Origin of the sequence: Cumulibacter soli, assembly GCF_004382795.1 — a bacterium.
Classification (GTDB): domain Bacteria; phylum Actinomycetota; class Actinomycetes; order Mycobacteriales; family Antricoccaceae; genus Cumulibacter; species Cumulibacter soli.
The window spans coordinates 261,336-285,812 of record NZ_SMSG01000004.1 but is presented as its reverse complement, the minus strand read 5'-3'; the positions used below and the strand labels follow the sequence as shown (position 1 = coordinate 285,812).

The 24,477-nt window shown below is 65.2% G+C and carries 19 protein-coding genes and 1 tRNA gene; 12 read left to right on the top strand and 8 right to left on the bottom strand.

Annotated elements, in window-relative coordinates; all coding sequences use genetic code 11:
• Window positions 1-8 precede the first annotated feature (8 nt).
• Window positions 9-953 (top strand): DUF808 domain-containing protein, encoded by a 945-nt coding sequence (locus E1H16_RS10750; RefSeq protein WP_134323872.1) that lies wholly within the window; start codon window positions 9-11, stop codon window positions 951-953.
• 166 nt (window positions 954-1,119) lie between these two features.
• Window positions 1,120-3,717 (top strand): bifunctional FO biosynthesis protein CofGH, encoded by a 2,598-nt coding sequence (locus E1H16_RS10745; protein ID WP_243837822.1) that lies wholly within the window; start codon window positions 1,120-1,122, stop codon window positions 3,715-3,717.
• A 35-nt stretch (window positions 3,718-3,752) separates the two neighbouring features.
• On the opposite strand, the gene E1H16_RS10740 is transcribed toward E1H16_RS10745, so the two are convergent.
• Window positions 3,753-4,370, bottom strand: a complete 618-nt coding sequence (locus E1H16_RS10740; protein WP_134323871.1) for a class I SAM-dependent methyltransferase — start codon at window positions 4,368-4,370, stop codon at window positions 3,753-3,755.
• A 99-nt stretch (window positions 4,371-4,469) separates the two neighbouring features.
• Here E1H16_RS10740 and E1H16_RS10735 point away from each other — a divergent pair.
• Together E1H16_RS10735 and E1H16_RS10730 are read left to right on the top strand one after the other, a co-directional pair.
• Window positions 4,470-4,543, top strand: a tRNA-Gly gene (locus E1H16_RS10735).
• A gap of 180 nt (window positions 4,544-4,723) precedes the next feature.
• Window positions 4,724-5,392, top strand: a complete 669-nt coding sequence (locus tag E1H16_RS10730; RefSeq protein ID WP_134323870.1) for a nucleotidyltransferase domain-containing protein — start codon at window positions 4,724-4,726, stop codon at window positions 5,390-5,392.
• Window positions 5,393-5,507: 115 nt separating this feature from the next.
• Here the strand turns inward: E1H16_RS10730 and E1H16_RS10725 are convergent, their stop codons facing one another.
• On the bottom strand, window positions 5,508-6,389 hold the full coding sequence (locus E1H16_RS10725; protein ID WP_134323869.1) for an SCO6745 family protein: 882 nt from the start codon (window positions 6,387-6,389) through the stop codon (window positions 5,508-5,510).
• 91 nt (window positions 6,390-6,480) lie between these two features.
• On the bottom strand, window positions 6,481-7,608 hold the full coding sequence (locus tag E1H16_RS10720) for an NUDIX domain-containing protein (protein ID WP_208378996.1): 1,128 nt from the start codon (window positions 7,606-7,608) through the stop codon (window positions 6,481-6,483).
• 58 nt (window positions 7,609-7,666) lie between these two features.
• Between E1H16_RS10720 and dcd the strand changes: the two genes are divergently transcribed.
• Together dcd and E1H16_RS10710 are read left to right on the top strand one after the other, a co-directional pair.
• A complete protein-coding gene (gene dcd, locus E1H16_RS10715; RefSeq protein ID WP_134323868.1) occupies window positions 7,667-8,245 on the top strand; it encodes a dCTP deaminase in 579 nt (192 codons plus the stop codon).
• 266 nt (window positions 8,246-8,511) lie between these two features.
• On the top strand, window positions 8,512-10,038 hold the full coding sequence (locus tag E1H16_RS10710) for an AMP-binding protein (protein ID WP_208378995.1): 1,527 nt from the start codon (window positions 8,512-8,514) through the stop codon (window positions 10,036-10,038).
• Between the two features lie 133 nt (window positions 10,039-10,171).
• On the opposite strand, the gene E1H16_RS10705 is transcribed toward E1H16_RS10710, so the two are convergent.
• The gene (locus E1H16_RS10705; RefSeq protein ID WP_134323866.1) at window positions 10,172-10,717 is read right to left on the bottom strand and encodes a gamma carbonic anhydrase family protein; all 546 of its coding nucleotides are present in this window, start codon (window positions 10,715-10,717) and stop codon (window positions 10,172-10,174) included.
• Window positions 10,718-10,974: 257 nt separating this feature from the next.
• Window positions 10,975-14,679, bottom strand: a complete 3,705-nt coding sequence (locus tag E1H16_RS18595) for a (Fe-S)-binding protein (RefSeq protein ID WP_208378994.1) — start codon at window positions 14,677-14,679, stop codon at window positions 10,975-10,977.
• A gap of 132 nt (window positions 14,680-14,811) precedes the next feature.
• Between E1H16_RS18595 and E1H16_RS10695 the strand changes: the two genes are divergently transcribed.
• The 3 genes from E1H16_RS10695 (at window position 14,812) to E1H16_RS10685 (ending at window position 16,703) form a co-directional block, all read left to right on the top strand.
• A complete protein-coding gene (locus E1H16_RS10695) occupies window positions 14,812-15,009 on the top strand; it encodes a hypothetical protein (RefSeq protein ID WP_208378993.1) in 198 nt (65 codons plus the stop codon).
• Between the two features lie 128 nt (window positions 15,010-15,137).
• The gene (locus tag E1H16_RS10690; protein ID WP_166741716.1) at window positions 15,138-15,782 is read left to right on the top strand and encodes a class I SAM-dependent methyltransferase; all 645 of its coding nucleotides are present in this window, start codon (window positions 15,138-15,140) and stop codon (window positions 15,780-15,782) included.
• 48 nt (window positions 15,783-15,830) lie between these two features.
• The gene (locus E1H16_RS10685; protein WP_134323864.1) at window positions 15,831-16,703 is read left to right on the top strand and encodes an alpha/beta fold hydrolase; all 873 of its coding nucleotides are present in this window, start codon (window positions 15,831-15,833) and stop codon (window positions 16,701-16,703) included.
• Between the two features lie 26 nt (window positions 16,704-16,729).
• Here the strand turns inward: E1H16_RS10685 and E1H16_RS10680 are convergent, their stop codons facing one another.
• A complete protein-coding gene (locus E1H16_RS10680) occupies window positions 16,730-17,131 on the bottom strand; it encodes a VOC family protein (RefSeq protein WP_134323863.1) in 402 nt (133 codons plus the stop codon).
• A gap of 313 nt (window positions 17,132-17,444) precedes the next feature.
• Window positions 17,445-19,022 (bottom strand): class I adenylate-forming enzyme family protein, encoded by a 1,578-nt coding sequence (locus E1H16_RS10675; protein ID WP_166741715.1) that lies wholly within the window; start codon window positions 19,020-19,022, stop codon window positions 17,445-17,447.
• Between the two features lie 182 nt (window positions 19,023-19,204).
• Here E1H16_RS10675 and map point away from each other — a divergent pair, with 182 nt between their 5' ends.
• A complete protein-coding gene (gene map / locus E1H16_RS10670; RefSeq protein WP_134323861.1) occupies window positions 19,205-19,972 on the top strand; it encodes a type I methionyl aminopeptidase in 768 nt (255 codons plus the stop codon).
• Between the two features lie 140 nt (window positions 19,973-20,112).
• Entirely contained in the window at window positions 20,113-21,330 is a 1,218-nt protein-coding gene (locus E1H16_RS10665) for an MFS transporter (protein WP_134323860.1), read from the top strand.
• On the opposite strand, the gene E1H16_RS10660 is transcribed toward E1H16_RS10665, so the two are convergent.
• Window positions 21,331-22,353, bottom strand: a complete 1,023-nt coding sequence (locus E1H16_RS10660) for a hypothetical protein (RefSeq protein ID WP_134323859.1) — start codon at window positions 22,351-22,353, stop codon at window positions 21,331-21,333.
• A 266-nt stretch (window positions 22,354-22,619) separates the two neighbouring features.
• Between E1H16_RS10660 and dnaK the strand changes: the two genes are divergently transcribed.
• Window positions 22,620-24,473, top strand: a complete 1,854-nt coding sequence (gene dnaK / locus E1H16_RS10655) for a molecular chaperone DnaK (RefSeq protein WP_134323858.1) — start codon at window positions 22,620-22,622, stop codon at window positions 24,471-24,473.
• Window positions 24,474-24,477: the final 4 nt, after the last annotated feature.

Sequence of the window (24,477 nt, the reverse complement as noted above, 5' to 3'; positions counted from 1 at the left end):
GCATCTCGATGGCCGCTGGACTTGCCGCGTTACTGGACGACATCGCTGCGTTCGCGAAACTGGCTGCCGCGTCGCTGGACGATATCGGCGCAGCGGCTGGCAAGGCGAGCGCGAAGGCAACTGGCGTCATCATCGATGACGCCGCAGTGACACCGCGGTACGTCGAAGGCCTGGCGGCCGAGCGCGAGTTACCGATCATCAAACGCATCGCCGTGGGATCGATTCGCAACAAACTCGTCTTCATCCTGCCGATCGCGTTACTGCTGAGCGAGTTTCTGCCGTGGCTGCTCACACCGATCCTGATGTGTGGCGGTGCATACCTCGCCTACGAAGGTGCCGAAAAGGTCTGGGAGTGGATCTCCGGACATGACGCACACGCGCCGGCGGATGGAGCGGCGGCGAAACCGACCAGGGTCGACGAAGACAAGGTTGTGAAGAGCGCCGTGACCACCGACCTGATTCTCAGCGCCGAGATCATGGTGATCGCGTTGAACGAGGTCGCTGACCAAGCGTTGTGGATGCGAGCGATCATCTTGGTCCTCGTCGCGTTGCTGATTACCGCGATCGTGTACGGCGCGGTCGCGCTCATCGTCAAGATGGACGACATCGGGCTCAGGTTGGCGGGACGCGAATCGGCGTTCTCGCAGAAGCTCGGGCGCGGGATGGTCGCCGCGATGCCGAAGGTCATGAGCGTGCTGTCTACGGTCGGAATTGTCGCGATGCTGTGGGTCGGCGGGCACATCCTGTTGGTAGGCGTCGACGAACTCGGCTGGGGATGGCTCTACGAGCAGGTGCACCACCTCGAGGAGGCCGTGCACGGCGTCGCCGGGATTGGCGGATTCCTCGGCTGGCTCGTCAACACCGTTGCCTCCGCCATCGTCGGCCTCATCGTCGGCGCGGTGATCGTGGCGATCATGCACCTCATCCCGCGGCGTACGAAAGCAGCCCACTGACTGGGCGTTGTTTCGCGATTGTTGACGCGCGCGGGGCGGCAATCAGGTCGATCCCGTGGATGGCGTGGATCCCGGAAACTAGCAGCGGCGTGCGGGGCCTGCCGGGCAGTGTGCGCTGGGGCATAGAGTGGTTCAGGCTCCATCGTCGGACGCTGAGGAGAAGCGATTGAGCACCACCAGCACTCCGCCTACTGAGACGGCTATGCGTCGGGCGCTTGCCCGCGTCGAACGCGGCAGCACCATTGATGAGGTTGAAGCGGAGATTCTGCTGCACGCCCGTGGTGCCGACCTTGAGCGACTCAGTGCGGCAGCGTCTCGCGTTCGCGACGCGGGTCTCGAGTCCGTCGGTCGCGCCGGCATTCTGACCTACAGCAAAAAGGTATTCATCCCGGTCACGCGACTGTGCCGCGACCGGTGCCACTATTGCACGTTCGCGACCGTCCCGCACCGCGTGGAATCCATCTACCTCTCACCCGACGAGATCCTAGAGATCGCTCGTGAGGGTGCGGCGATGGGCTGCAAGGAAGCGTTGTTCACGCTGGGCGATCGCCCCGAGGACAGGTGGGACGCCGCCGCGCAGTGGCTGGATGAAGCCGGCTACCCCGACACGCTCTCTTATGTGCGCGCGATGGCAATCCGGGTACTGGAGGAAACCGGGTTACTGCCGCACCTCAATCCGGGCGTGATGTCGTGGCAGGAGCTGCAACGGCTGCGTCCGGTCGCGCCGTCCATGGGGATGATGCTGGAGACGACATCCCGGCGGCTGTACGAAACGCCGGGCGAGGTGCACTACGCCTCGCCGGACAAAGATCCCGACGTTCGGATTCGGGTACTCGAGGACGCCGGCCGATCCAACATTCCGTTTACCACCGGCCTGCTGATCGGTATCGGCGAGACGTACGCCGAACGTGTCGACTCAATTTTCACCCTGCGCCGCATCGCCCGCACCTACGGCGGCATTCAGGAAGTGATCATCCAGAACTTCCGCGCCAAACCCGATACGGCGATGCGCAATGAACCGGATGCCGACATCCAGGAGTTCGCGGCGGCGCTCGCGGTCACCCGCGTGCTGCTCGGACCGAAGATGCGGCTGCAGGCGCCACCGAACCTCGCGCCCGACGACCTGAAACTGCTGCTGGACGCCGGCATCGACGACTGGGGTGGTATCTCCCCGTTGACCCCGGATCACGTGAACCCGGAGTATCCGTGGCCGCAGCTCGACGAACTGACGGCGTTCGTTGCCGAGCAGGGATTCACGCTGCGGGAGCGCCTGACCATTTACCCCGAGTACGTTGCCCGGCGCGAGTCCTGGCTTGACCCGCGGCTGTTCGCGCACGTGGATGCCCTGGCCGATGACTCGGGGCTCGCCGTTGCTGACGCGGTAGTGCAAGGGCGAGCGTGGCAAGAGCCGCCGTCCGCGATGATCGCCTCCGGCCGCGTGAACCTGAATAGCGACATCGACAGCGAGGGGCGACGGACCGAGACCCGCTCAGACTTCGACGGTGTGTACGGCGACTGGGAGGAGATCGGCCGCGCCGTGACCCAGCCTGCGCCGCGTGGATCATCGGGCTCGATTCGCCCCGAGTTCGCCCAGGCGCTCTCGGCCGCGGAGAGTCGGCAATCGGCGATCAGCGATGCCGAAGCGGCAGTGCTCTTTGATGCGCAGGATGGCGCGGAGATCGATGCATTGGCCGGCTTAGCCGATGAGTTGCGTCGTGAGGTCAACGGCGACGTCGTCACCTACATCGTCAACCGGAATATCAACTTCACCAACGTCTGCTACACAGGGTGCCGATTCTGTGCGTTCGCGCAGCGGCGAACCGACGCCGACGCGTTCACGCTGTCGCTGGAACAGGTCGCTGACCGGGCGCAGCAAGCGTGGGAAGTCGGCGCCACTGAGGTGTGCATGCAAGGTGGCATCCACCCTGACCTGCCCGGTACGGCGTACTTCGACATCGCTCGGGCTGTGAAGGACCGGGTGCCGCAGATGCATGTGCACGCGTTCTCGCCGATGGAGGTCATCAACGGCGCTAGCCGCACGGACCTATCTATTAGCGACTTCTTGGCGGCGGCGTCCGAGGCCGGTGTCGATTCCTTCCCCGGTACGGCCGCGGAGATCCTTGACGATGAGGTCCGCTGGGTGCTGACCAAGGGCAAACTGCCGACCGCGCAATGGATCGAGGTTGTCACGGCCGCACATCGGCAAGGGCTGCCCACGACGTCCACGATGATGTACGGGCACGTCGATCATGCCGGACACTGGCTAGCGCATCTGCGACTGCTCGGCCAACTGCAGGACGAGAACGGTGGCTTCAGCGAGTTTGTGCTGCTGCCGTTCGTGCACTCGTCCTCGCCCATTTACCTGGCGGGTCTGGCGCGGCCGGGGCCGACCAAACTGGAGAACAGGGTCGTACACGCGATGTCGCGGATCCTGCTGCACGGCAAGATCAACAACATCCAGACGTCCTGGGTGAAGACCACCGAAGACAGCGTGCGCGATCACCTGCGCGGCGGGGTCAACGACATCGGCGGCACGCTGATGGAAGAGACCATCTCGCGGATGGCGGGCTCGGAATCGGGCTCGTTCCGCACTATCACCGAACTTGAACGGATCGCGGCCGAGGCGGGGCGCCCAGCTCGCCAGCGCACCACCGAGTACGGCGAGGTGTCGGCGGAGCGTCGTGCGGTGGCTGTGCAACACGATGGCGTCTTGCCAGGGGATCTGCTGCGGCACATCCCCGTCGCCGGCGTCGTCTCTCGCTAGCGCCAACCGCCTAATGGCCCCCGGTCTTCGGCGCGTCAGCAGGTGTAGACCGACACGGCCCAGTCGGCGTCCTCGCGCCACGGCTCTAGTTGCCAGGTCGCAAACCGATGTTGCAACTGGAGCTCGATTGCTGCGGCGTCCGCGTCCTGCGTCGACACGGAGTAGTCGCGGCCGGTGGCGAACCCGGTGACGATCCGTCCGCCCTCGCGCAACAACGTGCGCAGATTGGCCAGCACATCGCGTTCGGTGCCAGGCGCGAGGTAGACCATGACGTTGCCCGCCAACACGATGATGTCGTACGACGTCGGCAACCGCGCCGATCCCAGCGCGCTCGGGGTGAGCGTGAGTAGGTCGTGCGCCAGGAGCGGCAGTCCGGGGTACCGTGCGCGTCCGACCGCGATATGTCCGGCGTCCTTGTCGACACCAGCGACGTGGTGACCGGCGGTCGCCAGCGCTGAAGCGACTCGTCCCGCACCACAACCGGCGTCCAGAATCGCCGCGGAACGGTCAGCGATTGCGTCGATGAACCGGGCCTCGCCGGCTGTGTCGGCGCCAGAGTCGTGCAGGCCGGTGAACCGGTCGACGTACGCCTGCCAGCGCGATCCGTGCGCGATGAGTTCGTTGTCCCAGCGAGTGGGCTGCGAGGCGGTCATGGCTCGATTGTCGCACTCAGCAGCGCGATGGCGGTGGGGCCGAAGAGATCCCGCGCGACGGACAATTACGGCGTTGAGTATGATGTCTTCTGCGTCACTGCGGGCGTAGTTTAATGGTAGAACTTCAGCTTCCCAAGCTGATAGCGCGGGTTCGATTCCCGTCGCCCGCTCCAAATAAAGGAGCCCCATATTCCAGCGATCGTCACGATCCGCCGGACATGGGGCTTCAACATTTCTAGGCACTGCGGCGTGAGTGACGACCGGGCCGTCCGTCGGCGGCTCTTGGGACGCCGTGAGGCGCGCTGACGGCGGGACGCTCACCACGATCGACGTTCGTGATTAGGAGGCCGACCATGTCCGCTCAAGCCGCTGCTGAGGATCCAACTCCCTCGCCGAACGCGGCACCTTTGCCGCCTGCGGCATTCCACCGCTGGTACGGGGGTTGGGACCCGCTCGATCCGACGTCGATTGGTCCGTTCATGGAGGGCTTCGATCGTCCGTGGTGGATCATCGGCGGGTGGTCGGTCGAGAAATGGACCGGAGTTTCGCGATCGCATGAGGATATGGACATCTCGATTTTCGCCTCGGACGCTGAGGCGTTCCGGTTGTTCCTCGCGGATCGCTGGACGCCGTGGAACATGGACGACGGGTGGCTGCGTCCGTTCGATCACCGCTTCCGCATCGTGGGTCGCACCAGTTCAATCTGGGTACGGAAGAACGCGCAGTCCGCGTGGGTCCTGGACGTGCCACTAACGCCCGACGACGGCGGGAGATGGACGAACAAGAAGCTCCCAGGTCACGCGGCCCCGCTGGATGAGGTCACCTGGGTCGCGGACGACGGCCTGCGATACCTCAACCCTGAAATCGCGCTGTTCATGAAGCACCAGCAAGCGCGTGAGAAAGACCGAGTTGATGCCGCGACGCTGCGCCCGCGATTGGACCGACACCAGCAGCGATGGCTGCGGAGTGCGGTCGCGCAGGTACGACCCGATCACCCGTGGGCGGTATCCCCGCAGCCATAGCCGCCGACGACCCGCCGACGGCGCGCCGAGGATGGGCATGAGTGACTCATCCTCGCTGTCGTCACCGACGGCCGGTTGGCGACGAGAGTGAACTCTTGCGTCAGCGGGATCGTGGCTACTTCTTTTTGGTGCCGGGCAGTATGCCCGCATCGATCACCGACTTCACGAACGGCCGCACGGCGGCGAAGAACTCGTCCGCGTCGTCCACGTTCGCCCAGATCGACGCGGCAGCGTCGTCTGTCTGGTCTTCGATCAGGTCGTACAACTGCGCCCCAGCGGTGGTCAGCCGCTCGGCGTCCGCTTCCAGCAGCCCGCGGGTCCGCAGCCTGTCTGCCGCCGCCTCCCAGGCCTCATCGCCCCACGCGCGGGACGACTTCGTCGCGTCCTTGCTCAGCGCGCCGCCGCCGACCGAGGGGTCGGGGTGCTCGGCGGTGTGCAGCACGAGTGCCTCGACCGGCGGCAACTCGTTGGCGATCAGGGCACCGATGTGTCCGTCGCCGCGCCATTCGCGCCACGTCGCGGTCGCCTGCCAGAGGGCGACATGCGGCTCTGAGTGGCGAGCGACGTCGAGGTTCGCAGCGCCGAGCGCTCGCCCAGCCTTGGTCGCGTTCGACAGGATCCCATTCAGTCGGTCGACCACCCGCGGCAGTTGATCGCTGCCGAGCAGGTCGCCGAACGCGCCGGTCAGAGCCTTGTCGGCGATGCGTTCGCGGGCCGCCAGCAACTGTGCCGGGGTGTGGCTGGCCAGCGCATCCTGCCAGCCCTTCTCGATCACTGCCGGGTTCCAGTTGTAGAAGGCGGCAGCGACGACGGCGGGGGAGCAGGCGCCGAGTGGCGCTCCCCGGAAGCCGACGTACGAGCCGTAGAAGTTCAGCCCCTCCGCTTTCGACACCTCCCCGACCTGTGGCCCGAAGTACGCGACGATGTGCAGCGGTTCGAGGGCTTGGTATGCCTGGCGGGCGTAGCCGCGGGCGCGTTCGTTGTGGCGGAGGGTCATGCGATGCTCCAATGCGACGAGCGGACGGATATCCCCACCTAATCACGACTCCCCGGCCGCGAGCAGGTCGTGGAGGTTCGCCGCGGCTCGGCTACAGGTGTTTCTGAATGTCCGGCAGTGCCTCGGTGAGCACGTCCAAACGCGCGCGGGTGCGATCGGGTTCGCCGACGACCGCCAGATTCGCCATCCCGGCGTCTCCGCGTGCTATCCCGGCCGCGATGCGCTCGCAGGCCAGGGCCATCCGCCGCTGTGCGGCGTGCGCGATGCTCAGCGCCGACGCCCCGCCGTACGAGGCGGCGAGCAGCGATAGCCGCCGTGCCACAAGCGCCGGGTCGAGCCCTTGGTACAGCGGTATCGCCGTCCACGCCAGGAAGCCGAGGTCGTCCATCGCGTCACCCGGGCCGGCCATATCCCAGTCGAACAATCCACTGGCCCGATCGCCGTCGAAGGCCCAGTTGTAGACACCGGGGTCGTTATGGCAAATCACCTCATCGCTGCCCAGCGTGCGTTCGCCGTACCGCCACTGCCGCGGGCCAGTCGGGCGAAACGACGCCATGGCATCGTGCAACGCGCGAAGCGCGGCGCCGCACGAGGACACCTGCGCGTCGGTGAGTAACTCGTCATCCGGTGCCACGGTGCGTCCAGGTATATAGGTGAGGACCTCGCGGCCGCGATCATCGATACCGATCGGAGTCGGCGCGAACTGCAGTGGCCGCAGGTGCTCCAGCAACTCGTGCACTGCCGGCGTCCAGGGTCCGGTCGGACGGCGAACCGTGGATCCGATCCGCACGGCTCCGTCTGTCGCGCCACCGGCGAGGGGTTCGCCATCGAGCAGGCGTTCACGCAGTTCGGGTAGGAACGCGCGATCGGCGCCCACCCAGTCCACGTCGTCGAGCTCGTCGGGTCCGACCCACCGCAGCGCGGAGTGCTCGCGCGCGACCGGAACACCGGCCGCGAGCGCGGCGTACACGGCGATCAGCCGTACCCCGGGACGTGGCTGCGCCGACGCGCCCAACTGGTCCAGCACCCGCACCGTGCACCCGAGCTCTTCGGTGATCTCTCGGACGGCCGCGTCGGCTATATCCTCGCCAGTCGATACCTTCCCGCCGGGAAGCTCCCAGCGTCCGGCGAGGTCTGGTGGGTACGCGCGTTGCGCGGCGAGGACCTCACCATTCGCGATAATGGCGACCGCGACGACGAGCTGTTCGATGGTGGACATCCACCCACGCTAGTGATCCGCTTTGGGTTCGCGAGTCCGAGGTCAGTACGCTTGGCGAATGCTGCTGTCAGACCGTGACCTGCGTGCCCGCATCGACCGAGGTGAACTAGGCATTGAGCCGTTCGATGAGGGACTAATCCAGCCGTCCAGCATCGACGTACGGCTCGACCGCTTCTTCAGGGTGTTCAACAACCAGAACTACACCCATATCGACCCGGCGCAACAGCAGGACGACCTCACCAGCAGCGTCGAAGTCCCCGAAGGTTCGCCGCTCGTCCTGCATCCCGGCGAGTTCGTGCTCGGTTCGACTCTGGAGGTCATCTCGCTGGCTGAGGATCTCGCGGGACGGCTGGAAGGCAAGTCCAGCCTCGGTCGGCTGGGGTTGTTGACGCACTCGACGGCCGGCTTCATCGATCCGGGATTCTCCGGGCACATCACCCTCGAACTGTCGAATATGGCGAATCTGCCGATCACGCTCTGGCCGGGGATGAAGATCGGCCAATTGTGCGCATTCCAGCTGAGTAGCCCCGCCCAGCACCCGTACGGATCGGAGATTTACGGGTCGCGGTATCAGGGCCAACGCGGGCCGACCCCGTCGCGCTCATCGCGTAACTGGCGGGTCTGGCCGACGATCTGAGCAGGTGTCGTTTGGGCGGAGACGCTGGCGCCACCGTCGTACAGACGCGCGCCGGTATGCGGACTGTCGCTGAGGCATGCAAGGTTGCGCTCGCTGACTGTGTTAGTACCGGTCTCGCCGAGGCGCTGCGCGGGAACGAGTTGCTATATAACGATCGTTCGCCCTAGCCAAGTCCGGTGCACATGGTCGAGAATCACGGCTAGTGACCGTCCGGCGGAGCGCCGGCGGCAGACGAGCCGCAGTGCGCGGCTGGAAGGGAACACCTGGTGACGTGGTACTCCTATGCCCAGACCGACCCGGACCGAGCGGCGTTAATCGCCGACGACGTACGGGTGAGTTTCGGTGAACTCAACGAGCAGGTAAATCGGATCATCAATTCGCTCGACTCACTCGGCGTTGGCCGCGGTGATGCGGTCGCGATCGTGCTGCCGAATGAGTGGGAATACCTGCCTCTCGAGTTGGCCTGCCTGAGCACCGAGCGGTACATCGTCCCGGTCAACCGCCACCTGACCGCGCCCGAGATCGCGTACATCCTCAGCAATGCTGAGCCCAAGTTGGTGTTGACCAACGCCGACCTGCTTCCCGTGGTGCGCGAAGCAGCCGCGGAGGCCGGGTTGCCCGGCACCGATCGGATCTACACCACCGGTGACCCGAGTGCGCCGACTGCATGGGCGAGTGCGTGGCAGAACTCTCCTGCCGATCCGCCGAAGGACCGGCTCGCGGGCTCGGTCATGTTCTACAGCTCGGGTACGACCGGCAAGCCGAAGGGGATTCGGCGTGCGTTGAGCGGGCTCACCCCTGAACAGGAGCACGAGGTCGGCAGGCAGACGTGGGGGCTGCTCAACTTGACCGAAGGGCCGGGCGTGCACGTTGTTGCGGCGCCGTTGTACCACTCGGCGCCGAACGGTATGGCGCTCGGCGCACTCGGTCGCGGCGTCACGTTGGCGTTCCCGGCCATGGGCCGATTTGACCCCGCCGAGTTCCTATCGTTCATCGAACGGGTCAAGATGACCGAGTCGTTCATGGTGCCGACGATGTTCCAGCGATTGCTGCGCCTGCCGGACGATGTACGCGCGGCATTTGATTCCTCGTCACTGCGTGCGGTGGTGCACGCGGGCGCACCATGCCCGGTCCCGACCAAGCACGACATGATCGCGTGGTGGGGCCCGGTGCTCGAGGAGTTCTACGGCTCAACCGAGAGTTCCGTCGTCACCACGGTGAGCTCGAAGCAGTGGCTAGAGGCGCCCGGCACCGTCGGGCAGGTACGCCCAGGGTGGCGGATGGAGATTCGTGGCGCTGACGGCAAGCCCGTCGCGCAAGGTGAGGAAGGGCTGATCTTCAGCATCGGCAGCGCGCCGTTCGATTACGTCAAGGACCCGGAGAAGACCGCTGGCACCTGGGAAGGTGAGGCGCTGCTGATCGGCGACATCGGCAAGGTCGATGAAGAGGGCCGGCTGTTTGTGCTGGACCGTCGTACTGACCTGATCCTGTCCGGTGGCGTGAACATCTACCCGGCCGAGATCGAGTTCACCCTCGCCGAGCACCCGTCCGTGATCGATGTTGTCGTGATCGGCGTACCCGACGAGGAGTGGGGCCAGAAGGTCGTCGCGATCGTGCAGCCTGTGGAAGGTGCGGACCGCTCGGCGCTGTCCGAGGAATTGGTGGAGTTCTGCCAAGGTCGGTTGGCGAAGTACAAGCAGCCGAGCCGTATCGACCTGGTCGATGAACTGCCGCGGATGCCTACCGGCAAGATCAGCCGCTCGAAGGTGCGCGACTCCTACCTCCCCGCGTAAGACCCGACGCGCCCTAACTGGTCACCGACCCGCGCCATCCCTGCGCTCTCGGGCTGGTCTATTGCGCGAACTTGCGGGGGAGTGGGTAACGCTATCCGCTCGATAGCGTTACCCACTACCCCGCAGATCGCTCCTAGGTGGGGTTGCCGGAGCGGTCGACGCGTACGGCGTCGCGGTGCGTACTGATCCTGCCGACGTAACCCTTCCAATTCGCGTCGATACCGCCGCGCTCGTCAGCCGTGGTCTCCCGGACCACCTTGCCGGGCGAGCCGAGCACCATCGAGTTCGCCGGGATCACGGTTCCCTGCGTGACCAATGCGCCAGCTCCGATGATCGATCCGGAACCGACGACGGCGCCGTTCATCACGATGGCGCCCATGCCGACGAGGACGTCGTCCTCGATGGTGCAGCCGTGCAGGATCGCGTTGTGGCCGACTGCGACGCGTTCGCCGACCGTCAGCGGAAACCCTGGGTCGGCATGGCAGGTCGTGCCGTCCTGGATGTTCGATCCGGCGCCGATCGTGATTGGCGTGGTGTCGGCGCGTAGGACGGCGCAGTGCCACAACGATGAGTCGGGGCCCATCGTTACCGCTCCGGTCACAATGGCCGTGGGTGCGATGTACGCCGACTCGTCGATCTGTGGCGTGCCGGTGTCGATCCGATAAATGTGCTCAGGCATGCGCCTGATTCTGCCCGAGGTACTTCCGCTGGCTCGGCGGTGGCCCCACCCGTCGTGAATTAAGGTCCTGGCCAATTGCCGGGTGTGCCTGAGCTTCCAGACCTGTCGGACGTGACGGAGCCGGGTTCTCGTTTCTTGTCCTGACTGGGTCGACGAGCGGTTGGTTTCCGTGCGCTGGTTGGTCGACACCGGCGGTGCTACAACGACGACGGGCGCCCGCCGGCCGAAGCCGAGGGCGCCCGTCGCGGGAGCGGCTATTACTGTCCGGACTTGTAGTTGCCCTTGACGGCCGACTTGTAGGTGCCGTCCTGGCCCGATCCGGCCGGCTTGGCCGGTGCTGCCGGGGGAGCCTGCTGCGATACTGCGGCCGGAACCTCAGTTTCCGGGGCGGGTGCGGAGTCGTCCGCGGCGTGCCTCGGTCCCGGAGCGGGAGCCGGGTCGGCCGCGGGCGCTGGGGCGCTCGCTTCCGGCTCGTCTTCCGCGGCCGCGTGACGACCGCCGGTTGACTCGCTCGCTGGTGCGGCTTCGGCCTGGGGCTCCTCGGTCGCTGGCGACGCAGGTGCCGCGGCCTCAGGTGCCGCTGCTTCGGGCGCTGACGCCTCGGCAGCAGGGGCCGGGGTCGGTGCTGCAGGAGCGGACGACGCCGGGGCCTTCTTGGCGTACTTCGACAGGTCGGAGTTGCCGTACGACCCCTTCACCTCTGACTTAGGCAGCGCCGCTGGAGCGCTCGCCGCCATCGTCTCCGCAGCCGGTGCCGCAGGGGCCTCGGTAGCGGCGGTGTCGGTGGCAGGCGCTTCCGCAGCCGGAGCTTCGGAAGCAGAAGCCTCGGCAGCGGGCGCGGTAGCCGGAGCCTCGGCAGCAGGAGCGGCCGCGGCCGGCGCCGCCTTCTTGGCGTACTTCGACAGATTCGAATTGCCGTACGACCCCTTCGCTCCGCCCGTGCCCTTCGGCGCGGCCGGTGGCTGCGCTGCTGGAGCGGACGGCGTGGAGGTAGCCGACGCCTGTTCGGTAGCCGGAGCTGATGCCTCGCTCGCCGGGGCATCAGCCGCCGGAGTAGCAGGCGCCTTCTTGGCGTACTTGGCTAGGTTCGATGAACCCGAGCCGTACGAACCCTTGGTGCTCGAGCCGTACGACCCCGTCGGCTTGCCCGCCGCTGCCTCGTCGGCAGGAGCCTCAGCGGCCGGTACGGCAGGCGCCGCAGCGTCACTCTTGGCGTACTTGGCCAAGTTCGATGAACCCGAACCGTACGACCCCTTACCGCCGGAGCCGTAGGAGCCCTTGGTCCCCGAACCGTACGAGCCCTTTGGCTTCTCGGTCTCCTCGGCGGGCTTCTCGGCCTCTTCAGGTTTGCCAGCGGCACCAGCAGCAGCACCGCCCGAGGCGTACGACGTTGCCTTGCCGCCAGAGCTGTACCCGCCAGCCTTGCCGCCCGATGAGTAACCACCGGCCGAACCGCCGGAGGAGTACCCGCCCGAGCCGGTCTTGGAACCACCCGAGGAGTAGCCGCCTCCACCGGAGGAGTAACCGCCTCCCGCGGGCTGCTCCGCGGCTGGCGCCTCGGCCGGTGGTGCTTCGGGCGCCGCGACGGACGCCGTTGCTCCGGTGTCTTCACGCTCGGCGACAGCAACCGCGGTCGCCGCGGCGACCGGGGCCGCGACGGCCGCAGCCGTCGCCGACTTCACCGCCGTCGCGAACCGTGCTGCCGATTCGGCAACGCCCGCCGACGCCACAGCTCCTACCGGCGCCAACTCACGCTTGGTGGCTCCGGCCATCGAACGCTGCATAATCTGCGCGACGTCGAGGACCTCGATCTCTTCACGCGCCTCACCGGACTGCTTGCGTGCAGTCACGGCGTCCGACAGCATCGTGATGCAGAACGGGCACGCAGTCGACACGATGTCCGGATCAAGCTCGAGCGCCTCATCGACACGTTCGACGTTGATCCGCTTACCGATGCGCTCTTCCATCCACATCCGAGCGCCGCCGGCGCCACAGCAGAAGCCGCGGTCCTTGCAGCGGTGCATCTCTTCGGTCTTGATACCGGGAACGCCGGCAAGCACTTCGCGCGGCGGGGTGTAGACCTTGTTGTGGCGGCCGAGGTAGCACGGATCGTGGTACGTGACCTTGCTGTCGATCGGGGTAACCGGGGTGAGCCGACCCGACTCGACGAGGTGACCAAGCAACTGCGTGTGGTGCACGACTTCGTAATGACCACCGAGCTGCGGATATTCGTTCGCGAGCGAGTTGAAGCAGTGTGGGCAGGTCGCGACGATCTTGCGAGTGCCCTCAGCACGGTTCTCGAATACGCCGTTGAGCGTCTCGACGTTCTGCTGAGCCAAACCCTGGAACACCAGCTCGTTGCCGAGGCGGCGCGCCGGGTCGCCGGTGCATGTTTCTCCCGAACCCATGACCCCGAACGACACACCGGCCAGGTCCAGCAACTCCGCGACCGCGCGGGTGACCTTCTTGGAACGGTCCTCGAGCGCGCCAGCGCAGCCGACCCAGAACAGGTACTCGACGTCGTCGGGGATTTCCCCTTCGATCTTGCGGACGTCGAAATCGAGGCCGGTCATCCAGTCCTCGCGAGCGGACGCCGACATACCCCACGGGTTGCCCTTGCCCTCAAGGTTCTTCAGCATGACGCCGGCCTCGGACGGGAACGCCGACTCAATCAGCACCTGGTAGCGACGCATGTCGAGAATGTGATCGACGTGCTCGATATCGACCGGGCACTGCTCAACGCAGGCACCACAGGTGGTGCAGGACCACAGCACGTCCGGGTCGATGACGCCGTTCTCTTCGGCGGTGCCGATCAACGGGCGCTCGTGCGCGGCGAGGGCGAGAACGTCCAGGCCCTCCAGCGCATTGGGGTTACCGACCTCTTCGCCCATCGAGTCACGTCGTCCGCCTGCCTGCAGGTACGGCGCCGTCTCGAACATGTGGTCGCGCAGGCCCATGATCATCAACTTGGGCGACAGCGGCTTACCGGTGTTCCAAGCCGGGCACTGCGACTGGCAGCGACCGCACTCGGTGCAGGTGGAGAAGTCCAGCAACCCCTTCCAGGTGAAGTGCTCAATCTGGGAGACGCCAAACAGGTCTTCCTCGGGATCCGATTCCTCCAGATCCATGACCTTGCCGTCGCTCATCATCGGCTTCATATCGCCGAGGGAGTTGCGACCGTCGGCGTTGCGCTTGAAGAAGATGTTGAAGAACGCCCACAACCGGTGCCAGCCGATACCCATCGCGGGCTGGCGCGACAGCACGAAGAAGAACGTCCAGGACGTCATGATCTTGATGAACGCGATGAGGCTGATCAGTACGCCGGCCGTCGACCAATTCACACCGATCGCTTCCCACAGGTTCGCGATAGCGTGCGAGACCGGCGCGGTCCACACCTGAAGGGTCTCTTCGCCGGCAGCGTCCGCGCGCACGATGCGGAACGAGCGGATCAGCATGATGGTCAGGCCGATCGTGAAGACGACAGCCTCGACGAAGTACGCCTGCCAGAACGTGGATCCGCTGAAGCGAGACTTGCGCTGCGGGTCACGCGGGTGTGCCCGCTGACGGAAGATGATGAGCGCGACGATTCCGAAGATCGTGCCCAGCGCGAGGATCTCGGTGACCAGCGACAGTCCCCACCAGTGGCCGATGATGGGGAGGTGGAAGTCAGGGTTGAGCGCCTCGCCGTACGCCTCTAGCAGCGTCAAGAAGAGGCCGAAGAACCCGAGGAAGGTCAACCAGTGAGCGAAACCGACGAAGCTCCACTTGAACATCTTGGTATGGCCGACAGTCTCGCGGGCCAGCGTCTTGGCCCGCGCGCCCTTGTCATAGCTTCTGGTGCCGTCGGGCTGGCCGTGCTTGAAGATTTTCCAGACGCTGCGAGCCTTGCCCACGAACAGCGCGATCGCTGTGACCGTGAACAAGACCGCGACGACGAAGAAAAACCAATTTAAGGCAGTCATCACGATCCTCTCGGGTTCCGAAGCAGGATACTCTGCGGTATTCACCGCAAATACGCTGCGTTCGGCTGGCCATCCACAACGTTCATCTGCTGGTTAATGCTCGGTACGGGTCAACCCGCTATGGTCAGCGTAATGAGAATTTCACGCAAGACACTGAGTTTTGTCGCACTTGTAGTGAGCATGTTGTACGGCGTCGGCTTTACCGTCGTCGACGACAAGCAGACATATGCGCCGATTGGTGGCGTGATCGTGGCGATCGCTTGGATCGCGGTGGGCGTGTTCGGCCGCGACGACCGCGCTATCGAGCGTCGGGACTCCGCGATCGAGTAGTCGGTACTCGCACGGCGACCGACTGGCTGATCCGGGCGAAGGCTGTGCTGGTGAATGGCACGTGAAGCATGCGGGCCGATCTCTCGCTTTTGTCGACTCGTGGCGTCCATCATCGCTACGGTCGGCGCGTGACGGACGTTCAGGAATACGCAGCGACGTACTACGACTTCTCCCGACCGACCGATGGGGTAAAGCACCGGGTCGACGGTTGGCGTGACTGGGTGCTTAGGCGACAGATTCGTCGGCGGTTGCCGCGACGCTCTCCGGGGCGATTGCTTGACGTAGGTTGTGGCCTCGGACTTTTCCTGGAGTCGATGAGCGCTGAGTTCGATCTATGGGGCCTGGACGTGTCCGAGTACGCGATCGCGCGTTGCCGCCAGCGACTGCCGGCCGCCACGTTCGACTGCGGGTCGCTGTCCGACGGAATCCGTTTCTCGGTGAAGTTCGACGTGGTCACCGCGATCAATGTCTTCGAACACCTCCAGGATCCGGCGCGAGCGGCGGACGCCGTACGCAGCCGCATGACGACCGGTGGATTGTTGATCACGCACCTGCCGACCATCGGCAATCGGCTGCAGCGCGCGCTGTATCGAGGCAGTTACGACCAAGACCCCACGCACATCTACCGTCCGTCCGGCACAGCCTTCACCGAACTGATCAGCGCCGCCGGATTCAGGTGCGTGGCCTCGGCGTACGCCCCGTTCGTACCGATGCCGGTGCTGCGTCGGGTGCCCGCGCACCCGGCATTCTTAGCGGTTTTCGAGGCTGCGTAGCGCCTCCGCGGGGTTCCGGCGGTGTGCGGCTGCCGATACGTTTGAGGTATGAAGCCTGATCTGCACGTGCACGCAAACGATCTTGAGTTCGCGTGCTTGGAGCGCGGCTCCGGACCATTGGCGCTGGTGCTGCACGGATTCCCGGACACTCCGGTGTCGTTCATCCCATTACTGGAGGCGCTCGCGGACGCGGGTTACCGCGCCGTTGCCCCGTGGATGCGTGGCTATGCGCCCACGGCGATTCCCGAGGACGGCGACTTCTCCGTCGCGGCGTTGGTTTCCGATACGAGTGCGCTGCACGAGGAACTCAGTGGGGACGAGGACGCGGTGATCATCGGCCATGACTGGGGTGCGAGCGTGTCGTACGCCGCCGCCGCGGCCAACCCCACCCGGTGGTCGAAGACGGTCGTGATGAGCGTTCCTCCGCCGCCGTACACGATGCAGGTGTTGCAGGACTATGACCAACTGAAGCGCTCCTTCTATATGTGGTTGTTTCAGTTGGGCATCGCCGAGAAGATGCTGACCACCCGTGACGGTGTGTTCATCGAGCGGCTCTGGCGCGATTGGTCGCCTGGTTTTGATCCCACCGAGGCGCTTACGCACGTACGTCGAAGCCTGGCCACGCCGGAGAACCTGACCGCGGCAATTGGGTACTACCGCGCGTCCTTTGGTGCCTTCCACCTCGGCGCACCACGGCCGGCGATAGCGCCGGTGCCGCCGCCGACCTGCCGCCAGCCGGGCCTGTACCTGCATGGGGCGGACGACGGCTGCATGGTCGCCACGTCGGAACTACTGGGAAAGATCGTGACGAACTTCGGTGCGGGATCAGCCGCCGAGTTCGTGCCGGACGCCGGTCACTTCCTGGTCAACGAGCAGCCGGCGGCCGTCAGCGAACGCATAGTCCGATTTCTCGCCAGCTGACCTGAATGCCGCCGGACGCTCGCCGACTACGCCGCGGCAGTGGGATCCATCCACATGATTTCCCAGATGTGCCCATCCAGGTCGGCGTACGAGCGGCCGTACATGAACTCGCCCATTTCCTGGGTGCGCCCTTCCGTCGCGCCGGCGGCGACGGCGGCGTCGACCAGTTGGTCGACCTCACCGCGGCTGTTCGCCGATAGTGCGGTGAGGACCTCGTGGGTGCCGGGTTCGGCGGTGGCGCCACTGTGGAAGGTGGCGAAATGGTCGCGGCTGAGCAGCATCGCGAACAGGTTTTCGCCGAGGGCGAGGCTGGCCGCGACGCCCTCCTGGCAGAACTCCTCGTTGAACGAGTACCCGAGTTTGCCGAAGAACTCCCGGCTACGCTCGACGTCCGCGACTGGCAGGTTTACGAAGATCATGTGATGCATGGTGTTGGCTCCTTAGTCTGGTACGGGGCCGGTGCCCCGTTCTGTAGGGCTGTTCTGCCCCGTTCACAGAGGTAGACGACGCCGAGATCGCAAACTCATCGGCATCTCGAAAGAATGTTCTGCGGTGCCGCGCAAAACGCAGTCCCAGCGGTTGCCTATCGCGCATAGAACGATGAGCGGCCTCTGGGACTGCGTCTTTCAGTCGTGCTTTGGGCTACGCCCTCGAGGTGCACCCTGGTCCGGGATGCAACCTGAGTCCGGTTACGCCCTGTGTCCGGATTGCACCCTGTGTCGGGTTACGCCGTGTGTCCGGTTACGCCGTGGGCAACTCGAGTCCGCCCTCTGGGGCGAGTTCGGCGGCGCGGGTACGCAGCAGCTTCTTATCGATCTTGTCCAGCAACCCCGTCGGCATCTCCTCAACGAAGTACACCTCACGCGGCCGCTTGAAGTCGGCGAGTTCGCGGGCGCTCGCGTCCAGTACCGCTGTTCGGACTTCGTCTTCACTCATCGATGCCTGATCAAGCAGTTTGATGAAGACCACCGGCACCTCGTCGAGCATGCGGTGCGGCGAAGCGATCACGGCGACGCTGTGTAACTGCCCTGGCGCTGCGAGCATCACCACCTGCTCGACCTGTTTCGCCGACACGTTCTCGCCGCCGACGCGCAGCACGTCTTTGTCACGGTCTGCGAAGTACACATAACCTTCGGCGTCGATCTGCACCCGGTCACCGGTGTGGAACCAACCGTCGGCGGTGTACGCCTTCGCGTTCGCCTCCGGGTTGTTGAAGTAGCCCAGCGCGAGTTGGACGCCGCGGGTTCCGCGCACGTACAGGTCGCCGATCACCCCCGGTGCGGCGCGTTTGCCGGACTCGTCGATCACCGCGATCTGATAGCCGGGGGTCACCGATCCGATCGATCCCTCGGGGGTGTCGATCATCAGGTCTCGGCGCAAGACGTGCGAGACGGTCTCGGTCATTCCGTACGCGCTGAACGTCGGCACGCCGTAGTGCTGTTCGATCAGCGGCAGCCGCGCCCCGTGGCTGAACAGGCGCAGGTTGTGCTTGGGCACCGGCTGCGAGGACAGTGCCTGGTGCGAGAACGCCTGCATGCTGCATACCGTCACGTTGTGACACAGCACCACGTCCCAGAAGGTGGACGCCGAGAACTTCGGCTGCAGTACGACCCGGCCGCCGGCCCAAATCATTGGCCATACGTTCCAGGCCTGCGCGTGGGTGTGGAACAGCGGCATGTTGGTCAGATAGGCGTCCACCGGCGTGATCCGCAGGTTGTCCGATACGGTCCGGGCGCCCCATAGGAAGTTCGCGTGCGTGTGGATCACGGCTTTCGGGCGCGCAGTGGTCCCGGACGTGTACTGGATTCCCGCCGGCATCAACGGATCAGGTTCGCGCAGTTCGAAGTCGTCGCTGTGACTCAACAACTCGTCGAAATCCGCACCGATCACGATGTACCAGCCGAGGGTGGGCGTGTGCGCCTTGAGCTCATCGAGTAGGTGAGGCTGGGTGATCGCGCCGACGGCGCCGCTGTGCTCAGCGAAGTACGTCAACTCGCCGCCGCGGGTGCGGGTGTTGGTGGTGACTGCGATCGCGCCCAACGTCGCGCACGCGTACCAGGCGAGCATCATCTCGGGGCAGTTGTCGCTGTGCACCTGGATGCGATCTCCGACCTGCACGCCTCGGGCGCGCAGTCCGTTCGCCGTACGGCGAACGTCGGACCAGAACTGGGCGTATGTCCAGCGACACTCGTTACCGTCGCGGGGTACCCATACCAGGAATTCGTCGTCGCCGGAGTGCTCGGCGCGATAGCGCAACAGCCACGGGACGTCACGCCCGAAGAAGGTTTCGTCGTCGAAATCCAGGTTCAGGGCGGGCATCGTGTCCGGCAAGGGTGTCCTCCAGAGGTGAGATCGTGCACTGTTTCTATCACCACGTCCCGAGAGACTGGTAACGATGATCACCGCTGGACGCCGGACTGCGCGAGAATGACGCGAGCCCTGTTTCGCTTTACGTCGGCGGGCGGCAGACCTGAGCAGATGACCCGAAAGAGCAGAACGACATGATCGAGATCCTCTCGCCGCGCGAGATCGAGCAGATGAGGCCGGCGGGCGCATTCGTCGGCAAGGTGTTGAGCACGCTTCAGCAGGAGGTCCGCGTAGGCGACAACCTGCTGGAGATCGATGCCCGCGCCCACGAGATGATCCGGGAGGTAGGCGCCGAGTCGTGCTACCTGGACTATGCGCCGTCCTTCGGTAGCGGGCCGTTCGGGTATGTCATTTGCACTTCGGTCAACGACGCCGTGCTGCATGGCAAACCGCGCGACCAGAAGGTGCAGGACGGTGACCTCGTCAGCCTCGACTTCGCGGTCTCCATTGATGGCTGGGTGTGTGATTCGGCCGTCAGTTTCAATGTCGGCACGCAGCGTGACGAGGATCAGAAGATGATCGCCACAGCGACCGAAGCCTTGCACGCGGGAATTGAGCAGGCGCGCGTCGGTAATCGAATCGGCGACATCTCGCACGCAATCGGCACGATCATGCGCGGCGGCGGGTACGGCTTCAACACGGACTTCGGCGGACACGGTGTCGGCAGCACGATGCACGGCGATCCGCACATCCCGAACAGTGGTCCGCGCGGGCGGGGGATGAAGCTCAAAGAAGGTCTCGTCATCGCGATCGAGCCGTGGCTGATGGCCGGCACCAACGACCTGATCACCGATAAGGACGGCTGGACGCTGCGCAGCGCGGACGGTTCGCGTACGGCGCACGTCGAGCACACGGTCGCGATCACGAAGTCTGGTCCGATCATCATGACCGCCCGCGACTAACGCCGGTACTTACTGGGCTGGTTTAGGGGCCGACAACCGGCCCGTATAGGGGCGGACAACCGCGACCCATCCGGCCCGAAACGAGCGCGGATCTGTCGCGGGTCCTTAGCGCGGCTAACGGTGTGCGGCACAATGGCCGAATGACCACCTCCGAGGCACCCGCGATCGGGGCGGGTCCGATGCGTCGGGCGCTGGTGGTCCTGTGCATCACCGAGATCGTCGCCTGGGGCGTGCTCTACTACGCGATGCCGGTAGCCGCCGAGCCGATGGCGAACGACACCGGCTGGAGTCAGTCGTCGATCTTCGGTACGTACTCGGCGGGCCTGGTGGTCAGCGCGTTCGTCGGTATTCCGCTGGGTTGGTTGCTGGAGCGTCGTGGCCCGCGTCTACTGATGACCGGCGCTTCGATTCTCGTCGTGCCTTGCCTGATCATCGTCGCCACGGCCACCTCGATCACCCAACTCGCCATCGGCTGGATCCTCGCCGGACTCGTCATGCCGGCGCTGTTCTATCAAGCCGCATTCACCGCGTGCACCGGCTGGATGGGCGAGAACAGGGTCAAGGGCATCACGGCGGTCACCGTCGCCGGCGGGATCTCCAGCACGGTGTTCGCGCCACTGACCAGTTGGCTGCTCAGCGAATTTCACTGGCGCACGATGTGGCTGATTCTCGCCGGCGTACTCGTGTTGATCTTGGTTCCGTTGCAGTGGTTCTGCCTGAATCTGCCGTGGACGCCGGTGGCGAAGGCGGATGCCGCGGCGATGCCGGTCGGGCGGATCGTGCGTACACCGCGGTACATCGCGCTGTCGGCGTCCATCACCGTGTTCATCTTCGGCGGGTTCGCCGTATGTCTGACGATCGTGTCGCTGATGACCGAGCGCGGGTTCTCACATTCGTTCGGTGCCACGGCACTCGCGTTGATCGGAGTCGGCCAGCTCGTGGGCCGGCTCGGGTTTGGCCGATTCGGTCACGGCCGAGCGCGGATGGTCCGCAACATGGTGATCGTGTGGACGTTGGTCCTCAGCACCGTGCTGGTAGCGGTGGTGGAGCGGCCGGTGTGGGTGCTGATCGTCATCGTCGTCCTGCTGGGTGCGGCCCGCGGCGCAGGGACGCTGATGCACGCCACGATGGTCGTCGACATATGGGGCCCTGAGCGGTACGGCGCCCTCATCGGAATCTTCACGATGCCGATCACGCTGGCGCAGGCGATCGCGCCGTGGGCCGGTGCGGCAATGGCGGCGCAACTGGGCAGTTTCCGCGCGATGGACCTGGTGATTGCGGGGCTGATCGCGGTCTCCGCGGTGGGGATCTACTTCAGCAGCCGGGTTCCCGCTCCCGTAGCGGAGGTAGCGCGTTAGCTACTTGGGCTCGAGCGTAAGAGAGTCGACTTCTTCGATCGCGTCATCGCAGTCGGCGCTCATGGTGCGGGTCGCCGTACCGCCCTCTTCGGGGATCTCGACGGTGTAGTTCGCGTCGATCATTGCGCCGGCGGTCGGAGTGCACGCGATCTGGTCGGTTCCCTCGCCGGACCAGACGCCATCGGCCAACTCCAGAGTTATCGTGAGACCGCTTTCCTCCACGGTGAGTTCGCAGGTCGTGTCGGTGCAGTCTTCGATCGTCCAGGTCTGCGGCTTGGTGAACGCCTCCGCGCCCTCGGTGCGCGGCGTACCGCCGAGTTGCCCGGTGGTCGGTCCGGAGTAACTGTCGATAGTCCCGTTCACGGAGTAGGTGCCGGCGATCGCAGGGCTGGCCGCTGTGGGCGACGATTCGGACTGGCCTGACGACTCGCTTGATTCGGCCTCGCTAGAAGGCGAACCGCCGGACTCAGCGGCCTCATCCGATTCGTCGGTGCGCTCGGCGGCGCTGGAAGGTGGTGCGTCGCCCGCCGAGGTGTCGTCGTCGGACTGAAAGAACAGGAAATAGCCGCCGACCGCCACGATCGCGACCACGAGGACCGCGGCGATCCCGATGATCCACCCCTTCGCGCCGCCTTTCTCGCCTTTGCCCGGTTCGTCCGATGATGTCTCGCTCCCCGACGCGCTGCCGAACGGGTCGGGGGCGCTTTGGAAGGAGGTCGGCGGGGTGTTGTGGATGAAATACTCGGGTTCGCCCGCTTGTGTGGTGGCCTCGTGACCTGCGTTTTGTTGATTGGCCTCTTGATTAGTGGCGCCTTGACCGGTCGGCGGCGCGGGCGGTGGAGTCCATCCGGGTTGCGCACTCGATCCGCTGGGTGCGGTAGGAGGGCTTGCGGCTGACGCATCCTGGGGTGAGCCCGACGCAGGCGCGCTGAACGGAGGTTCTGGCGTCGGTCCCGGCTGTCCAAACTGGGAATCCTGTGGCTGACCACTACCTGGTTGCTGTCCGTCGCGTGGGTCAGTCATCGCTGTCCTCTCAGGGGGCGGGGAGGGTCGTCGGCGTACGGCGCACCTGGCGGTGGCCTGGTGTATCGGAGGGACGAACCCGCCGGTACGTTCCCGCCCGGCTGAGGTTGCCGAAAAAGTTTCTGCGCGTGGGAATTACCGCACGGACGCGCGCGTTGTTACCGATGTAAAGTTGAGCAAGAGCGACTCAAGTCTTTGAGCACCGACTCGCTCACCTCACGAACTACGCAACAACTCGCACCACCCTAGTCAAAGGAGCATCACCCATGGCACGTGCTGTCGGTATCGACCTCGGAACCACCAACTCCGTCGTCTCCGTCCTTGAAGGCGGTGAGCCCAAGGTCATCGCCAACGCAGAGGGCTCGCGTACTACGCCCTCGATCGTCGCCTTCGCCAAGAACGGCGAAGTGCTCGTGGGACAGGCCGCCAAGAACCAGGCCGTCACCAACGTCGACCGCACCCTTCGCTCGGTCAAGCGCCACATGGGCACCGACTGGACGGTCGAGATCGACGACAAGAAGTACACCCCGCAGGAGATCTCGGCGCGCGTGCTGCAGAAACTGAAGCGGGACGCCGAGACCTACCTGGGTGACACTGTCACCGACGCGGTCATCACCGTGCCGGCGTACTTCTCGGACGCCGAGCGTCAGTCGACCAAGGAGGCCGGTGAGATCGCGGGGCTGAACGTGCTGCGTATCGTCAACGAGCCAACCGCTGCCGCATTGGCGTACGGCCTCGACAAGGGCGAGAAAGAGCAGACGATCCTGGTCTTCGACCTCGGTGGCGGCACCTTCGACGTGTCTCTGCTGGAGATCGGCGACGGTGTGGTCGAGGTCAAGTCGACCTCCGGTGACACCCGCCTCGGTGGCGATGACTGGGACGAGCGCCTGGTCGAGCACCTGGTCAAGACGTTCAAGAACGAGACGGGGATCGACCTGGCCGGCGACAAGCTCGCGATGCAGCGCATCCGTGAAGCCGCCGAGAAGGCCAAGATCGAACTGTCCGGTTCGCAGTCCACGGTCGTCAACCAGCCGTACATCACCGCTGGTCCCGACGGGCCACTGCACATGGACATCACGGTTACCCGTGCCGAGTTCCAGCGGATGACGCAGGACCTCCTCGAGCGCACCAAGGCGCCGTTCAACCAGGCGATCAAGGACGCCGGTGTGTCGCTGAGCGACATCGACCAGGTCGTTCTGGTCGGCGGTTCGACCCGCATGCCTGCTGTCACCGAACTGGTGAAGGAACTCCTCGGTGGGCGCGAACCGAACAAGGGTGTGAACCCGGACGAGGTCGTCGCCGTTGGTGCCGCGCTGCAGGCCGGTGTGCTCAAGGGTGAGGTCAAGGACGTTCTGCTGCTCGATGTCACCCCGCTGTCGCTGGGCATCGAGACCAAGGGCGGCGTCATGACCCGACTGATCGAGCGCAACACCACGATCCCGACCAAGCGTTCGGAGATCTTCACGACCGCAGATGACAACCAGCCGTCGGTGCAGATCCAGGTCTTCCAGGGTGAGCGCGAGATGACCCAGTTCAACAAGCGCCTCGGCATGTTCGAGCTGACCGGTCTGCCGCCGGCCCCGCGTGGCGTGCCGCAGATCGAGGTCGCGTTCGACATCGACGCCAACGGCATCGTGCACGTGACCGCGAAGGACCTTGCCACCAACAAGGAACAGTCCATGCAGATCACCGGCGGCTCGGCCCTGTCCAAGGACGAGATCGACCGCATGATGAAGGACGCCGAAGCACACGCCGAAGAGGACGCCAAGCGTAAGGAAGAGGCCGAGACCCGTAACAACGGCGACGCGCTCCTCTTCCAGACCGAGAAGTTCCTCGCGGAGAACGGCGACAAGGTTCCCGAGGACAAGAAGGAAGAGCTCAACGAGGCGATCTCCGGGCTGCGCGCAGCCCTCGGCGGTTCGGATATCGAGGCGATCAAGACCTCGCACGAGAAGGTTCAGGAATTGACTCAGCAGGTCGGCGCCGCGATCTACGAGCAGGCTCAGGCCAGCGCTGCCGCGGGCGGCGAGGGTGACGCCGGTGCTTCGCAGGCCGGTGCCGATGATGATGTGGTCGACGCCGAAATCGTCGACGAGGATGACGAGAAAGACACCAAGTAGTACG

Coding starts and splice junctions, on each gene's coding strand:
- E1H16_RS10750 (WP_134323872.1), top strand. CDS start 9: ATGGCCGCTGGACTTGCCGCGTTACTGGACGACATCGCTGCGTTCGCG.
- E1H16_RS10740 (WP_134323871.1), bottom strand. CDS start 4,370: ATGACCGCCTCGCAGCCCACTCGCTGGGACAACGAACTCATCGCGCAC.
- E1H16_RS10730 (WP_134323870.1), top strand. CDS start 4,724: ATGTCCGCTCAAGCCGCTGCTGAGGATCCAACTCCCTCGCCGAACGCG.
- E1H16_RS10725 (WP_134323869.1), bottom strand. CDS start 6,389: ATGACCCTCCGCCACAACGAACGCGCCCGCGGCTACGCCCGCCAGGCA.
- E1H16_RS10720 (WP_208378996.1), bottom strand. CDS start 7,608: ATGTCCACCATCGAACAGCTCGTCGTCGCGGTCGCCATTATCGCGAAT.
- dcd (WP_134323868.1), top strand. CDS start 7,667: ATGCTGCTGTCAGACCGTGACCTGCGTGCCCGCATCGACCGAGGTGAA.
- E1H16_RS10705 (WP_134323866.1), bottom strand. CDS start 10,717: ATGCCTGAGCACATTTATCGGATCGACACCGGCACGCCACAGATCGAC.
- E1H16_RS18595 (WP_208378994.1), bottom strand. CDS start 14,679: ATGACTGCCTTAAATTGGTTTTTCTTCGTCGTCGCGGTCTTGTTCACG.
- E1H16_RS10695 (WP_208378993.1), top strand. CDS start 14,812: ATGAGAATTTCACGCAAGACACTGAGTTTTGTCGCACTTGTAGTGAGC.
- E1H16_RS10685 (WP_134323864.1), top strand. CDS start 15,831: ATGAAGCCTGATCTGCACGTGCACGCAAACGATCTTGAGTTCGCGTGC.
- E1H16_RS10680 (WP_134323863.1), bottom strand. CDS start 17,131: ATGCATCACATGATCTTCGTAAACCTGCCAGTCGCGGACGTCGAGCGT.
- E1H16_RS10675 (WP_166741715.1), bottom strand. CDS start 19,022: ATGCCCGCCCTGAACCTGGATTTCGACGACGAAACCTTCTTCGGGCGT.
- map (WP_134323861.1), top strand. CDS start 19,205: ATGATCGAGATCCTCTCGCCGCGCGAGATCGAGCAGATGAGGCCGGCG.
- E1H16_RS10665 (WP_134323860.1), top strand. CDS start 20,113: ATGACCACCTCCGAGGCACCCGCGATCGGGGCGGGTCCGATGCGTCGG.
- E1H16_RS10660 (WP_134323859.1), bottom strand. CDS start 22,353: ATGACTGACCCACGCGACGGACAGCAACCAGGTAGTGGTCAGCCACAG.
- dnaK (WP_134323858.1), top strand. CDS start 22,620: ATGGCACGTGCTGTCGGTATCGACCTCGGAACCACCAACTCCGTCGTC.